Annotated in this window: 14 protein-coding genes; 4 read left to right on the plus strand and 10 right to left on the minus strand. The window is 61.5% G+C overall.

Going from position 1 to position 14,796, the window contains the following annotated elements; translation table 11 throughout:
• Window positions 1-37: 37 nt before the first annotated feature.
• From LPB73_RS14190 to LPB73_RS14220, 7 genes are all read right to left on the minus strand, one after another.
• A complete protein-coding gene (locus LPB73_RS14190) occupies window positions 38-862 on the minus strand; it encodes an OmpA/MotB family protein (protein ID WP_068730582.1) in 825 nt (274 codons plus the stop codon).
• 30 nt (window positions 863-892) lie between these two features.
• On the minus strand, window positions 893-1,666 hold the full coding sequence (locus LPB73_RS14195; RefSeq protein ID WP_068730581.1) for a motility protein A: 774 nt from the start codon (window positions 1,664-1,666) through the stop codon (window positions 893-895).
• Window positions 1,667-1,879: 213 nt separating this feature from the next.
• Complete coding sequence (locus LPB73_RS14200; protein WP_231080936.1) at window positions 1,880-2,626, minus strand: class I SAM-dependent methyltransferase; 747 nt, start codon at window positions 2,624-2,626, stop codon at window positions 1,880-1,882.
• A 132-nt stretch (window positions 2,627-2,758) separates the two neighbouring features.
• Window positions 2,759-3,478 carry an RraA family protein gene (locus tag LPB73_RS14205; RefSeq protein ID WP_120291024.1) on the minus strand — a complete coding sequence of 240 codons (720 nt, stop codon included), beginning with the start codon at window positions 3,476-3,478 and terminating at the stop codon, window positions 2,759-2,761.
• 173 nt (window positions 3,479-3,651) lie between these two features.
• Complete coding sequence (pssA, locus tag LPB73_RS14210; RefSeq protein ID WP_093758909.1) at window positions 3,652-4,527, minus strand: CDP-diacylglycerol--serine O-phosphatidyltransferase; 876 nt, start codon at window positions 4,525-4,527, stop codon at window positions 3,652-3,654.
• A gap of 122 nt (window positions 4,528-4,649) precedes the next feature.
• Window positions 4,650-5,348 (minus strand): phosphatidylserine decarboxylase, encoded by a 699-nt coding sequence (locus tag LPB73_RS14215; RefSeq protein WP_068730577.1) that lies wholly within the window; start codon window positions 5,346-5,348, stop codon window positions 4,650-4,652.
• 51 nt (window positions 5,349-5,399) lie between these two features.
• Complete coding sequence (locus LPB73_RS14220) at window positions 5,400-7,355, minus strand: ABCB family ABC transporter ATP-binding protein/permease (protein WP_231080937.1); 1,956 nt, start codon at window positions 7,353-7,355, stop codon at window positions 5,400-5,402.
• A 209-nt stretch (window positions 7,356-7,564) separates the two neighbouring features.
• Between LPB73_RS14220 and LPB73_RS14225 the strand changes: the two genes are divergently transcribed.
• The gene (locus LPB73_RS14225; RefSeq protein WP_089267321.1) at window positions 7,565-8,170 is read left to right on the plus strand and encodes a TIGR00730 family Rossman fold protein; all 606 of its coding nucleotides are present in this window, start codon (window positions 7,565-7,567) and stop codon (window positions 8,168-8,170) included.
• Between the two features lie 6 nt (window positions 8,171-8,176).
• On the opposite strand, the gene LPB73_RS14230 is transcribed toward LPB73_RS14225, so the two are convergent.
• The 3 genes from LPB73_RS14230 to cysS form a co-directional block, all read right to left on the minus strand.
• Window positions 8,177-8,569 carry a VOC family protein gene (locus LPB73_RS14230; RefSeq protein WP_231080938.1) on the minus strand — a complete coding sequence of 131 codons (393 nt, stop codon included), beginning with the start codon at window positions 8,567-8,569 and terminating at the stop codon, window positions 8,177-8,179.
• Window positions 8,570-8,594: 25 nt separating this feature from the next.
• Complete coding sequence (locus tag LPB73_RS14235) at window positions 8,595-9,089, minus strand: GNAT family N-acetyltransferase (protein ID WP_231081152.1); 495 nt, start codon at window positions 9,087-9,089, stop codon at window positions 8,595-8,597.
• A 115-nt stretch (window positions 9,090-9,204) separates the two neighbouring features.
• Window positions 9,205-10,599, minus strand: a complete 1,395-nt coding sequence (gene cysS / locus LPB73_RS14240; protein WP_231080939.1) for a cysteine--tRNA ligase — start codon at window positions 10,597-10,599, stop codon at window positions 9,205-9,207.
• Window positions 10,600-10,901: 302 nt separating this feature from the next.
• On the opposite strand from cysS, the gene LPB73_RS14245 reads away from it, so the two are divergent.
• The 3 genes from LPB73_RS14245 to LPB73_RS14255 all read left to right on the plus strand — a co-directional run bounded on the left by LPB73_RS14245 (window position 10,902) and on the right by LPB73_RS14255 (window position 14,785).
• Window positions 10,902-11,207, plus strand: coding sequence for a hypothetical protein (locus LPB73_RS14245; protein ID WP_089267154.1), 306 nt, complete (start codon window positions 10,902-10,904; stop codon window positions 11,205-11,207).
• Window positions 11,208-11,434: 227 nt separating this feature from the next.
• The gene (locus LPB73_RS14250; protein ID WP_231080940.1) at window positions 11,435-12,619 is read left to right on the plus strand and encodes a DUF2865 domain-containing protein; all 1,185 of its coding nucleotides are present in this window, start codon (window positions 11,435-11,437) and stop codon (window positions 12,617-12,619) included.
• Between the two features lie 108 nt (window positions 12,620-12,727).
• A complete protein-coding gene (locus tag LPB73_RS14255) occupies window positions 12,728-14,785 on the plus strand; it encodes a DUF1217 domain-containing protein (RefSeq protein WP_231080941.1) in 2,058 nt (685 codons plus the stop codon).
• Window positions 14,786-14,796: the final 11 nt, after the last annotated feature.

Consider the following 14,796-nt stretch of genomic DNA (forward strand, 5'->3'; position numbering starts at 1 on the left):
AAAAGAGGCTGGAGCAGTAAAAAAGGAATTGACTGTTTTACGGCTTGAGGTTTGGCGGCAGCGGGGGGTCTTCCCGCATCAGCGTAATGGTCACCCGCCGGTTGGCAGCCATGGTCGGATCATCGGGAAACAGCGGCTGGCTGTCTGCCTTGCCTGATACCGAAAAGATATGGGACGACGGCAGGCCTTCCCGTTCCAGAATCTGCCGAACGACATTGGCGCGATCGGCCGACAGATCGAATGCATCATATTCGCTGCGCGCCGGCACGAAGCCCGCGGCGGTGTGACCGACGATGGCCACACGCAGCGGCGTCGCCTTCAGCGGTCCGGCAAGTTTCTGCAGCAACAGGCGTGTGCGCTCATAGGGAACCTTGGATCCGTCAGCAAACATCGAGCGGCCGTTCTGGTCGATGATTTCCAGATTGAGGCCCTGCTTGGTTTCCTCGAACATGATGTTCTTGGAGATCTCGTTGATCTCCGGCATGTCCTGTAGCGCCTGCCGCAGTGACGCCGAGGCGAGCGCGAATTCGCGGTCCATCTTCAGCTTGGCGCCCGCGGGACGGCCGCCCTTTTCGCTTGGACTGGTGATGTTCGACGCATCGTCCGGCGACACGTGATCCTTGTTCTTCGTCTGGCCGCGCGTCGGCAGACCATCGGATTCGATCACACCCGAATAACGCGCATCGGACTGCACGCCGAAGGCTTCACGGACCGAGCCGGCAACGATCTTGAGCTTGGCGCCATCAGGGCTGGAGAATGCCACGAGCATGACGAAGTAGCTGAGCAGCAGCGCCATCAGGTCGGCGAAGGTCACGAACCAGCCATGGCCGCCGTGTGCTTCTCCGCGTTTTTTCTTCGCCATCGGACGTGCTCCGAGCCTGCCTCCAGTGTGTTACGCTGGGACCGGCTCACTTTCGTCATGGCGGTGCTTCTCGGGCAGATAGGCCAGCAGCATTTCGCGGACCAGCGCCGGGCTCTTCGAGTCGCGGATCATCAGGATGCCGTCGATGATGAGTGTGCGGTTGGTCTCCTCGTCGAGCACCTTGACGTGCAGTTTGTCGGCGATCGGCAGACAGATCAGGTTGCCGACGATCGCGCCATACAGCGTCGCGAGCAGCGCGACAGCCATGAAGGGGCCGAGCTTGGACGGATCGGACATGTTCGAGAACATCTGCACCATGCCGAGCAGCGTGCCGATCATGCCGAAGGCCGGCGCGCAATCGCCGATGGCGCGGTAGATCTTCGAGCCTTCGTCGAGATGCATGAGGAAATTGTCGCGGTCGCGCTCAAGATTGTCGCGGATGAATTCGAGGTCGTAACCGTCGGCAACGAAGCGGATTCCCTTGGCGAGGAATGCGTCATCAGTTTCGACTTTTTCGAGTCCAACCGGTCCCTGCTTCCTCGCGATTTCCGCGATGCGGGCGAGTTCGTCAACGAGATCACGAGCGTTCAGACGGCTCAGCGTGAACGCAAATTTGGCGCCAAGCGGAATGCCGTGAAGGATGGACGAGAGCGGAAAGCGGATCAGAGTCGCAGCAAACGAACCGCCGAAAATGATGATGACGGCGTGGATGTCATAGAACATCCCGAAGCTGCCGCCCATGAGGACCAGGGTACACAGCACAATGATGCCAGCGACAAAACCGACGAGTGTTGTGATATCCATGTCAACTCCGACGCTATACACGTATCGAACGACGCCCGTCCTGGACGGCGGCACGCCTCGAGATCAGGCCGCGCGAAGGTACCTTAGCGATACTGCGATTAAGGACGCGTTACCGCTTCACGGTTCATTAACGACAGATTAATGACGTGCGAGCACGCGTGGAACGATACGGAAAGTTCGTTCAGCAGACAGATTGAGGATGATTGTGCGGCGTCAAACAGCGCGCTGGACGACCGCGAAGGTACGTGACCCCGGCGCGTGGGTCGGGTCATCGAGAAACTCGATCGGCTTGAGGCCGGCGGCCACGCAGAAGTCGGCGATCGTATTCTTCGGCAACGGCTTTGCACCGCGCCACGACGTATCCGCCGTCAGCGGATCCTTGCCGAGCAGCGCCTTGATCCTCTGGATGACAGGTGTCGGGACGAACTTGGCGATATGCCAGAGGATCGTCGGATATTCGTGCGCCGTTCGGAAGTGAATGAGTCCAAGCGCGGATGGACGCAGGATGCGGGCAACCTCGACCAGATTGGCCTTCACGACATCATGCGACGGCATGTGCTGAAAGACCTCATATGACCACACGAAATCCGCAGTCTCGGACGCCAAGGGAAACACGACGCCATTGCCGGCGACGAAGTCGAGATTGCTGAACGCCGCTGCCGCCGCCTTGGCCTTTTCCACCATGACGTCGGACACATCGATGCCAACAGCCCTGGTGAAACGCCGGCCAAGTGCCTGCGTGAAACGTCCGACACCGCAGCCGATATCGACCGCCGTCTTGCCGGCGGGATCAACTGCATATTTTGCGAGAACAGGATCGATCAGCAGCGTCGCGCGTTCGCGACCGAGTGCGAAGAATTTTTCGGGATCGTGATCCCACAACTCGGTCTCGACGTAAAAGAACGGGTCACGATTTGCGCGCTCATTCCAGGCTTTCTTCATATCCTTGGTCTGAGGCAATACCGTCTCCAATACCCGTCTCCACGGTAGAACGGGCAGTTAGCCCGAAGCCCTCCGGCCGCGCAAGCAACCGGAGCTGGTTCGGGTTGATCGGCATCTAACCTTTATCGTTAGTCTTAATAGACCCGGATTTCAGTGTATTTCCGACGAGCGCGCCATCGCCTCTTTCAGCTTCTCGAGCGTGAATGACGGACTGCGCGCGATATCGAGAATGGGTGTCTCGCGCCGCCCGCACAGCTCCGCCGCTTCCGGCAGTTTCGCGGCGACATCGAGCGGGATCACAACCGCGCCGTGCTGATCGGCATGGATCAGATCGTCCGAACGGACACTCATGCCAGCAACGCGTATTTCATTGCCGAACTCGCTCACATGCACATGTGCATGCGACGGACCGATCGTGCCGGCGAGCGCCTGAAAGTCCGGTGCCCATTGCGGGATATCGCGGATCGAGCCATCGGTGACCACACCGAGGCAACCGAGCGCCCTGTGGACGGCGCTGTTCACCTCGCCCCAGAACGCGCCATAGCCCGCGTCGGGCCCGTCGATATCCTGGATCACGCTGATGCGCGGACCGATGCCCGTACCGACATACTCGTAGTAAGCGAGCCGCCGCGCCTTCTGCTCCGCGGCAGGCAGGCCGGACGCCATGGTCGCGCGAATGGTCGCGGTGCGCGCATAGCCGACGATGGGCGGCAGATTGGGAAACGGACAAACCAGCGGACGCGTGGTGTAGCCGATCAGCCGGCGATCGGGGGCGACGATCTCCATCGCATTGCAGATGGTCGGCGTGTCGTAGCGGCCCAGTGCTTCCAGAACGGATGCGGGCAGCGGACCGGTCGCGGAATTCGTCACGGCGTTTCTCCTGTGGGTGATTATCGCATCCCGTCTTCGCGGGACGTCGTCGTCGCTGAGTGACTCCGGATATAGCCGACTTCACTGCATGCCCAAAACGAAATGCAGCCGCTTTCGTCCTGGCTGCTATCGCAGGGGAAAGCGGCTGCAGGAATTTTTCGCGAGATGGACAATCAGTTCAGGCGTGCGGGCCGATCATCCGGTGCGATCTCAGGTGCACCCGGCGTATAGGGCGTCGATGCATGGGGCGCTGCCGGATCGACAGGGACCACCGACTGCGCGGCCAGCGCGCGTTCCTGATCACGATACGATTTCCAGCCCAGCGGAAGGCTCAGCAGATACATGATCGAGAGCGCCGACAGGATGTGCCAAGGGTAACCGATCAGCAGCGCGATGAAGAGCACCACGCCGACGAACACCGGCAGCACCAGCTCACGCGGCACCCGCATGTTCACGGCCTTGCCGGAGAACACCGGCAGCCGCGACACCATCAGGAAGCCAACCAGCAGCGTGTAGAGGGTCGTCAGGATGGCCGGCGGCATCGGCATGCCCAGGAAGCCCAGATAGATCGGCAGCATCACGGTGAGCGCGCCCAGCGGCGCCGGCATGCCCGTGAAAAAGTTCGCGGCAAAGGCCGGCTTGTCCGGATCGTCCATGGTGGCGTTGAAACGCGCCAGCCGCAGACTGCCGGCGATGGCAAACACCATCGCGGCGATCCAGCCAGCATTGCTGAGATCGTGGAGCTGCCAGAAATACAGGATCAGACCAGGCGCCACGCCGAAATTGACGAAGTCAGCCAGGCTGTCGAGTTCGGCACCGAATTTGGACTGGCCCTTGATCATGCGGGCGACACGGCCGTCGACGCCATCGAGCACGGCGGCGAACACGATAGCCGCCACGGCAAGTTCCATCCGCCCCTCGGTGGACAGGCGGATCGCCGTCAGGCCGGCGCAGATCGCCAGCAGCGTGATCATGTTCGGCACCAGCATCCGGATCGGAATGGTCCGGAACCGGCGGCGGCGCGTCTCGGGAGACTGGTCAGGAGGCATTTGCATGGCGTGATCCTAGCAAATCCCACCCTGCTCCGCCATTGTGGCGTCCTGCCGCCCAAATCGGCAGGAAATCGGGGTTAATCACCCCCGCGGCTATCACCCCTGGGTTATCACCCGGGTTAATCGACGCGGTAGGTGCGGCCGCCGTCACCGATCCGGAAATCGGCCAGCACGGTCTCGCCGGCAATCGCGGTCTGCCCCACAGCCACCAGCGCCTTGCTGCCTTCCGGCAGGTAGATATCCAGCCGGGAGCCGAAGCGAATGAGGCCAAAGCGCTCGCCAGCGCTCAGGGTCTGGCCCTCGCGCACGAAGGACACGATCCGGCGCGCCACAAGCCCGGCGATCTGCACGACGCCGATGCGGCCGCCGGGCGTCGAAATCACCAGCGAATTGCGCTCATTGTCTTCGCTGGCCTTGTCCAGCTCGGCATTGATGAACTTGCCCGGCCGATAGGCAATGCGCTCGATCCGGCCAGCCACCGGGCTGCGGTTCACGTGGACGTTGAAGACGCTCATAAACACCGAGATGCGCAGCAGCGGCTGATCGCCGAGGCCGAGTTCAGCCGGTGGCAGCACCGGCTGCACCATCGATACTTTCCCGTCGGCGGGCGACACCACGACACCCTCGCGAGTCGGGGTCACGCGCACCGGATCGCGAAAGAACAGCGCGCACCAGACGGTCAGGACCGTGCCGATCCAGCCCAGCGGCGTCCAAATCCAGAACAGCACCAGGCTCGCCAGCGCAAAGGCGCCAATGAACGGATAGCCTTCCTTGTGGATCGGCGGGATCTGGCCACGGATGGAATTTGCGATGGACATGGGTGCTTAAAACCTGGGTTCGGGCAGAATCTGGCCCTGCTTTAGCAGAGATTATTCCGCCGCGTCAGGCGTCATCAGCCGGTCGTCATCGACCGGCGGTGGGGTGCGATTGGGGGCGATGGCATCGTCGCCGATCTGGGCGAGCCGCTCACGGGCCTCCTGGGCCTCGCGCTGCCGGTTCCACATGCTGGCATAGAGACCGCCGGCGGCCAGCAACTGGCCATGAGTGCCGCGCTCGGCGATCCGGCCCTGGTCGAGCACGATGATCTCGTCGGCGCCGACAATGGTGGACAGCCGATGCGCAATCACCAGCGAGGTGCGGCCCTGCGAGACCTTCTCCAGCGCGTCCTGGATTTCCTGCTCGGTATGGCTATCGAGCGCCGACGTCGCTTCGTCGAGCAACAGGATCGGCGGCGCCTTCAGTACGGTCCGTGCAATGGCCACGCGCTGTTTCTCGCCGCCGGAGAGTTTCAGGCCGCGCTCGCCCACTTCGGTCTCATAGCCCTTCGGCGACATCCGGATGAACGGGTCGATCTGCGCCATCCTGGCGGCCTCCTCGACCTCTTCGTCCGTCGCGTCCCAGCGGCCATAGCGAATGTTGTAGCGGATGGTGTCGTTGAACAGCACGGTGTCCTGAGGGACCATGCCGATCGACTGGCGCAGCGAGGCCTGCGTGACATTGCGAATGTTCTGGCCGTCGATGGAGATCGTGCCACCGGACACGTCATACAGCCGGAACAGCAGCCGCGAGATCGTCGACTTGCCGGCGCCCGATGGGCCGACGATGGCGACGGTCTTGCCGGCCGGCACCTCGAAGGAGAGCCCCTTCAGGATCGGCCGCTCAGGGTCATAGGCGAAACGTACATCGTCGAAGCGCACGGCACCTGACGTCACCAGCAGCGGCTTTGCTCCTGGAATATCCTTCACTTCCGGATTGCGGTTCAGGACACCGAACATCTTCTCGATGTCGATGATCGCCTGCTTGATCTCGCGATACACCATGCCCATGAAATTCAGCGGCTGGTAGAGCTGGATCATCATGGCGTTGATCATGACGAAATCGCCCACCGTGTGGGTGCCGTTGCGCACGCCGACCGCACACATCAACATCGTCGATGTCAGACCGAGCGTGAAAATGATCGCCTGCCCGGTATTGAGCACCGCCAGCGACGTATAGGTCTTGACACTGGCGCGCTCGAAACGCTCGACGGTCTTGTCATAGCGTTCGGCCTCGCGCGTTTCGGCGCTGAAATATTTGACCGTCTCATAGTTGAGCAGCGAGTCGATCGCCTTGGTATTCGCCTCGGTATCGGACTCGTTCATGTTGCGGCGGATGGCGATGCGCCACTCGGTCGCAAGATACGTATAGTACATGTAGACGACCACGGTGATCGCCACGACCAGCACATAGCGCCAGTCGAACTGCCACAGCAGTACACCCATCACCAGCAACAACTCGACGATGGTCGGCACCAGTTGCAGGATGACCATGCGCACGATGACTTCGATGCCTGCGCGGCCGCGTTCGAGCACACGCGTCAGGCCACCGGTCTTGCGCTCCAGATGAAAGCGCAGCGAAAGTTCGTGCATGTGGACGAAGGTGAGATAGGCCAGCTTGCGCACTGCATGCATCGCCACTTTGGCGAAGATGCCGTCGCGCCATTGCGTGAAGATCGCCATCAGCACGCGGATTGCGCCGTAGCTGACGGTCATGGCGACCGGCGATGCGATCAGCCACAGCGTCCAGTTCGAGGACTGGACCGGAGCCGTATCGGCACCGGTCAGCGCATCGATCGCCCATTTGAAGGTGAACGGCACTGTCAGTGTGGCCGCCTTGGCGACCAGTAGCAGCAGCATCGACCAGACGACGCGCATCTTCAGGTCGTCGCGGTCGCCCGGCCAGATATAGGGCCACAAATGGGCGAGCGTTCCGAACAGCGTGCCGCGTTCGATATGGGCCGGGTTAGGAACTGTCTCGTCGTTCAGCGCGGGATCGGAATCAGACATGCACGGCGCCTGGAACGAACGGAGCTGCGGCCCGGGGCCGGCTCAAAATGGAGGTCGATTTCATTAGAATGCATATAGGCGCTTTGCCGGAACGTCGCACCCTCGCGGAGCATTCTTTTCCCTGCGGAGAGGTGTCCCGGGCAGGAATTTCCCGTATCGCGTTCATTCCGTGTCTTGACGCTGTTATCCCGCAGTGCCACATGGAATCTATGAGCACAATTAAAACGATCTGCGTCTATTGCGGCTCCGGCCCCGGTACCAATCCCAGCTTCGTCGAATCAGCGGTCGCGCTCGGCAAGATCATGGCCGAGCAAGGCATCGGCCTGGTCTATGGCGGCGGCTCCATCGGCCTGATGGGCGCGGTCGCCAAGTCCGTGCTGGACAATGGCGGCCGGGTCACCGGCATCATCCCGGAATTCCTGACCAAGCGCGAAAACGCGCTGACCGCCGCCCAGGAACTGATCGTTACCCACGACATGCATGAGCGCAAACGGCTGATGTTCGAGCGATCGGACGCCTTCGTCGCCCTGCCCGGCGGCATCGGCACGTTGGAAGAGCTGGTCGAACAGCTCACCTGGCAGCAGCTCGGCCGCCACAGCAAGCCGATCCTGATGGCCAATATCGATAACTTCTGGGAGCCGCTGCTCGAGCTGCTCAAACACATGCGCTCGACCGCCTTCATCCGGCCGACACTGCCGCTGGACGTGCTGACGGCCGACCGTGCCGAAGACATCCTGCCCCGGCTCCGCACCGCTGCGGCGCTGGCTTCCGACGAAGCCAAGAAGCTGGCTCCGGACGTCGCGACGCGGCTCTAAGGCCTTCTACGACGTGGTGGCGTCGTCTTTCGGGAACGTCACCACCTCGATACGATTGCCATCGGCATCGGCGATGAAAGTCGCATAGTAGCGAACGCGATCATGCGGCCGGAGCGAGGGCGCGCTTTCCGAGACGCCGCCTGCGGCGATGGCTGCCGCATAAAACGCATCAACCTCATCCGTCGTCTTCGCGCGAAGGCAAAGATGCACACCGCTATCAAGCGGTAGCGGTGCCATGCCTGCACGCAGATTAATCCAGACTTCCGGATAGGTCTTGCCGAACCCAACCATTGCCGGCCGTGTTACCAGCCGGATCATGCCAAGCGGCGCGAAACTACGCTCGTAGAAGGGCACGGCACGTTCGAGATTGCTGACCGCGATAGAGATGTGATCGATCATCGGTCTTCCCCCAGCCTTCTTCGATTTAGGCGGCCCCGGATTCGCCCAGCGTCTTCTGCATCGTGGTGTTGGCAAGCCACTCATCATTCAGCGGCACGCTGTTGCGCTGTGTCGGGATGTAGCCGCGTTTCTTGAAGAAGGGCTCGGCGGTGTCGCTGGCATCCACGGTCAGCAGCTTGGCGCCGCGCGCACCAGCGAGCCTCTCGATCGCATCGATCAGCAGTGATGCAACACCGCGCAAGGCGGCATTCGGATGCACGTAAAGCAGGTCGATGTGGTTGGCGCCTTTCAGCGATGCAAAGCCGACCGGCACGCCGTCCAATGTCGCAATCAGCGTGAGTTGCGACGCCAGCCGCTTCCCGAAGGCCACCTCGTCGTCGACTGTGGCGGCCCAGGCTTCCTGCTGCGCTTCGCTGTAGTCTTCCCCCGTCAATTCCTCGATGCTGGCCACATAGATCGCAGCCGCAATCGCGGTGTCATCCGGCAGGAACGGCCGCAGTGCCGGTTTCGCCTCGCCCATCGCGCTCACCAGAAATCCACCAGCTTCAGTGCCAGCGCGATCGCGCCGACGATCAGCGCCCATTTCAGCGCGATGTAATATTTCCAGTGCTTTGGAAACGGTGTGTCGGGTCGGCTCATCGCGCGATCTCCCAGGTGGTGCCTTCCTTCGAGTCCTTGATGACGACGCCCATGGCGGCAAGTTCGTCGCGAATACGATCCGACTCCTTGAAGTCCTTGCGGGCCCGCGCGGCTGTGCGATCCGCAATCAAACCATCGACCTTTGCTGCATCGATCCCGCTGGCCTGTTGTTTGCGTCCATTCCATGCAGCAGCCGTTTCCGACAGGAAACCGAGCGCACGCAACGACGCTGCAAACTGGCTGCGATCGCCGTCATTGCCTGCGGCCGCACTGTTGCGAAGACCGTGCAGCGCTGCAACAGCCAGCGACGTGTTCAGATCGTCGAACATCGGCTCCATCACCTTGTCGGAGACGTCGCCACCTGTTGCATCCGCCGCGACCCAATACCAGTCATCGAGCGTCTTGGCGCTCTCTTCCAAACCCTTCACGGTCCAGTCGATCGGCGAGCGATAATGAGTCTTCAGCATGTTCAGGCGCAACACTTCGCCTGGCCAGTCATTCAGCAATTCCCGGATAGTGAAGAAATTGCCGAGGCTCTTCGACATCTTCTCGCCTTCAACCTGCAGGAAGCCGTTGTGCATCCAGTAATTCGCCATCGCATGCGTGCCATGGGCGCAGCGCGACTGGGCGATTTCGTTTTCATGATGCGGGAAGATCAGGTCGAGACCGCCCCCATGAATGTCGAAGATCTTGCCGAGATAGGCCTCCGCCATTGCCGAGCACTCGATGTGCCAGCCCGGACGGCCCCTGCCCCACGGGCTGTCCCAGCCGGGCTCTTCCGCGGATGACTGCTTCCACAACACGAAGTCGGTCGGATGCTTCTTGTGCGCATCGACGGCGACGCGCGCACCGGCCTGCTGGTCTTCCAGTTTGCGGCCGGAGAGTGCGCCATAGTCGGCCATCGACTGGGTGTCGAACAACACTTCGCCCGCAGCCTCGTAGGCGTGGCCGCGCGCGATCAATTCCTTGATCAGCGTCACCATGTCGGTCTTGCCGTCGGGGCGCGGTAGCACGAAGTCCGTCGCCCGCGGCTGCACTGTCGGCGACAGGCAGCCCAGCGCTGCGACGTCGGCCTGAAACTGATTGGCCGTGGTCTCGGTGACCCGGCGGATCGCCTCGTTCAGCGGCAGGCCCGGAAAGTCGCGCAACGCGCGATCGTTGATCTTGTCGTCGACGTCGGTGATGTTGCGGACATAGGTTACTTTGTCGTCTCCGTAGACGTATCGCAGCAGCCGGTACAGCACGTCGAACACGATGACCGGGCGCGCATTGCCGATATGGGCGAAGTCGTAGACCGTCGGCCCGCAGACATACATCCGGACGTTGTCGGCATCGATCGGCGTGAAGACGCGCTTCTCGCGGGTCAGGGTGTCGTAAAGGCGCAGTTCCATGGATGTCCGTCCCTAGCGGCCGGGCGTCCTCTCATCCCTCTTGAGATTGATCTCGTGTGAGAAAAGACGGCCTCAGCCAGCGAATCGCTAGCTCTTAATCTCGCGGCAAATGCCACAAATGGCGAGAGAACCGTTCATCGGGGCACCATGGGGCAACCCCAGGTGGCCCGTCAAGGGTGTGGAACTATGCCGTAAAGGGCTGATTTCGGCCTCAATCCATCGCTACGCCGCCCATGGTTAATGATTATTAATCTTTGGGGCGTATCGAATGAGGGCGAATTTCCTCATTCATTCGGTGAGTTATGAAATCCATTTCAGTCGTTCTGACGGCGGCATTTGTTCTGGCCGCTTCCTCGGCCTTTGCCGATTCCCGCGTCTTCATCATCGCCAACCAGTCTGACGGTTACGGTATCGACCAGTGCCTCGCCCGCGGCGAGAAGTGCGGCGCGCATGCCGCCCTGTCCTATTGCAAATCGCGCGCCTTCGACCAGGCCGTCGCCTATCGCCGCGTCGATCCCGATGAAGTGACCGGCTCGGTCCCGACGTCAGGCAGCGCCTGCCATCACGGCAAATGCGACGAATTCGTTGCGATTACCTGCCAGCGCTGACATCCCGCGGCTTGCGATTTTCTTGCGTCACGCTTGCGGCCACAGTGAGGCCCCGGAAACGACGTGACCCTGCCGCGAGAAGCAGCTATGGAAAGCCGCGTTCGCCGCATTTTCATCGCGCGCGTCTGGCAACGTCGGCGAGAGGTTGGCGGCGGTATCGACGCGCGATGCCGCACCACTCCGCTTGTTTCTGTCTCGCTCGCTTCTGACTCGCGCATTGGCCGGATATGTCTGACACTGTGACTGCTTCCCTTTCTCGCTGGGTTTTTGTTGGTGCCGCACTGGTTGGTGCGCTGTCGCTGGGCACTCCTGCATCGGCGCAGAACGGACCGCCACCGGCCTATCCTGCGCAGCAGGTCTATCCGCCAAGCCAGGCGCAGCAGCAGGGTTCTGCCAATCCGATGTGCGGGCGCCTCGAGGCGCAGCTCGCGACCATCGATCGCGGCAACGGCCTCGATCCCGCACGCGCCGAACAGCTTCGCCGCTATGAGGACGCCGCGTCCAAGCAGCAGAGCGAGCTCGACCGCGTCTCAGCGCAGGCCAAGCGGATGGGCTGCGACAGTTCCGGCTTCTTCTCGCTGTTCAATGGCCAGTCGCAGCAGTGCGGCCCGGTCAACAACCAGATCCAGCAGATGCGCGGCAATCTGGATCAGATCACCAGCAATCTCGAACGCCTGCGCGTCGGCACGCCCGGCAGTTCGGACCGTGATACCCAGCGCCGCTCGGTGCTGCTGGCCCTCGCGCAGAACAATTGCGGCCCGCAATACGCCGCCGCTGCGCAGCGCGCGGCGCCACAGAACTCAGGCCCCGGCGGCTTCCTGAGCAATCTGTTCGGCAACAACGAGCCAAGCCCCGGCGCACCGCCGCTGGACGGCAATATGTCGCCCGTTCCGTCCGGCACCTATCGGACCGTCTGCGTGCGCACCTGCGATGGCTTCTATTTCCCGATCTCGTTCGCGACGATCCCGGCGCGTTTCGGCGATGACGAGCGGACCTGCAAGAATCTCTGCCCGGCCTCCGACGCCAACCTGTTCACCTATCGCAATCCCGGCGAGGACATGAACTCGGCCGTCTCGGTTTCGGGGCAGCCCTATTCGTCGTCGCCGAACGCTTTCAAGTATCGCACCGAATTCAATCCGTCGTGTTCCTGCAAGGCGCAAGGCCAGACCTGGTCCGAAGCGTTGAAGAATGTCGACGACAAATCGGCAGCGGAGAATGGCGACATCATCGTCACCGAGGAACGTGCCAAGCGGATGTCGCAGCCGCAAAAGGGCACGCCTGCCGCCTTGAAGAAGGGCGCAGCACCGGAGGCGCCTGCAGCAGCGGCTCCCGCGCAGCCGGCGACACCGTCCACTCCTGGCCAGATCCGGACCGTCGGCCCGCAATTCCTGCCGAACAACGCGCCGCGTTAAGCCTCGGGTCCTCGCCGGGCCAGGCGGGGCGACGACGGCACGGCCCTTGCGTCCAGCTTCGGACAACCTCCGAACGGTAGGCTCACGCCAAACCGCGAGGGTGTTCGGATGGTCTCCACTTATCTCAACTATAATATCGTCTCCCGCAATCTCACCCAATCGCTGACGCGGATCTCGCAACAGGCCACCGTCTCGCGGGATACGGCCTATTACAAGGAGAACATCGGCAAGGTGAAAACCGTCGATGATCTCCTGAACGACTATCGGCTCTATACCTATGCAACGACGGCCTATGGTCTGGAGGACATGGCCTATGCCAAGGCCTTCCTGCGCAAGGTGCTGGAAAGCGATCTCTCCGACGCCAACAGTTTTGCCAACAAGCTGAGCGACAAGCGCTACCGGGATTTCGCAGCGGCCTTCCCCTTCGGGACCACCAGCAGCAGCAGCAACACTGCCCAGTCCGAGAACCAGGCCGACGACATGATCGGTCTGTACACGGCCGTAGCGCAGCGCGGGGTCGATGCCATCGACGCGAACAAGAACTACTACAATCTCACGATCGGAAAGATCACCAACGTCAATGGCCTGCTCGCCGACGACAAGCTGCGCGATTATGTTTTCTCGGCCTTCGGAATCGACAAGAATCGCTGGTCCCACGACACGATCAGCAAGGTGCTGAGCAGCGATCCGTCCGATCCGAACAGCTATGTCAATTCCGTTTGGGTGTCGCAGAAAGCCGACATCAATGCGAATATCACCAAGGCCCAGGCAGCGATGCTCGATGCCGCCAGCAAGATCGACACATATATGGCGGCATTGAAACAGCCGGGCGCCGATATGGCCGACCTGCGCCAGAAGATCGAGCTGGAGCGCGCGCGCGGATCGATGAATGAGGTCAGCATCCTCAGCTATAAGGATGCACTCGAGACGATCGACAGCTATGTGGCGCTTGCGGGCGCTTTCGAGTTCTCGCCCGACGGCACGTTGCCCACCGGAACGTCTGCCCAGACAGCCGCGCAGCTGAGCAACACCCATGCCAAATATGTCAACAGCCAGGGCGCGACCTATCTCGCAGCGGACGAAAAGTACGCGGCATCGCTCATCAAGCAGTATCGCTCCGGTCTCGCCAAGGTGACCACAGTCGATGCCTTTCTCAAGACGCCAAACGTCTATAATTTTGCTCTGAAATCATTTGGTCTCGATCCCGAAGAGGTTTCGCCGACGATCATCAAAAACGTACTCAAAAGCGATCCGGACGATCCCAAGAGCTACGTGAACAAGCTGCACGACGACCGATACGTTCAGCTCGCTCGGGCATTCAATTTCGACAGCAGCGGAAATATCACGACGCCCGTGGTGGCGCAGGACGCGGCGGAAGTCACCCAGGTGATGAAGGACTACATCATCGCCAAGACACGCTTCACGAAGGACAAGGAACAGGCCGAGCTGCGCAAGGCGGCCGACAAGGACGCGGTCTATTATCAGAAGAACATCGCCAATATCGAGAGCGTGAAGGATCTGCTTGCCGACAGGAAGCTCATCGACATCGCGCTCGTCGCCAAGGACCTCGACCCCGCCAAGGTGACCACCGCCGATCTGCGCAAGATGTTCGATTCCGACCTGAACGACCCCAAGAGCTTCGTCAACACACAGAAGGATCCGCGTTTCGCGGAGCTGGTGGCCTCGTTCAATTTCGACGACGACGGCGAGATCACGCGACTACCGAAATTCGGGCCGCAGACCCGCGACCAGTTCATGGAAATCCAGCACAAATATCTGCAGCAGACGCTGGAGACGCAGCAGGGCGAAAGCAATCCCGGCGTGCGGCTCGCGCTCTACTTCGAGCGCAAGGCGCCGAGCATCACCTCGGCCTATGACCTGCTTGCGGACAAGGCGCTGGCGGAAGTGTTCCGCACCATCTTCAGCCTGCCGGACGAGGTGGGCGCGATGGATATCGATCAGCAGGCCAAGGTGGTGGAGAAACACCTCAATCTGAAGGACCTCGCCGATCCCGCCAAGCTGGCTAAACTGCTGAACCGTTTCTCGGCGCTGTATGACATCAAGAACAGCACTAGCGCCGCATCCTCACCCGTCGTCACCCTGTTTCAGGGCGGTGGCGTCCTGAGCGATTCAACCTTTGCGGCGGTGGCCAAAACTGCGCGGTGACGGGATCACGC

Origin of the sequence: Tardiphaga sp. 37S4 (genome assembly GCF_021044645.1) — a bacterium.
GTDB lineage: Bacteria > Pseudomonadota > Alphaproteobacteria > Rhizobiales > Xanthobacteraceae > Tardiphaga > Tardiphaga robiniae.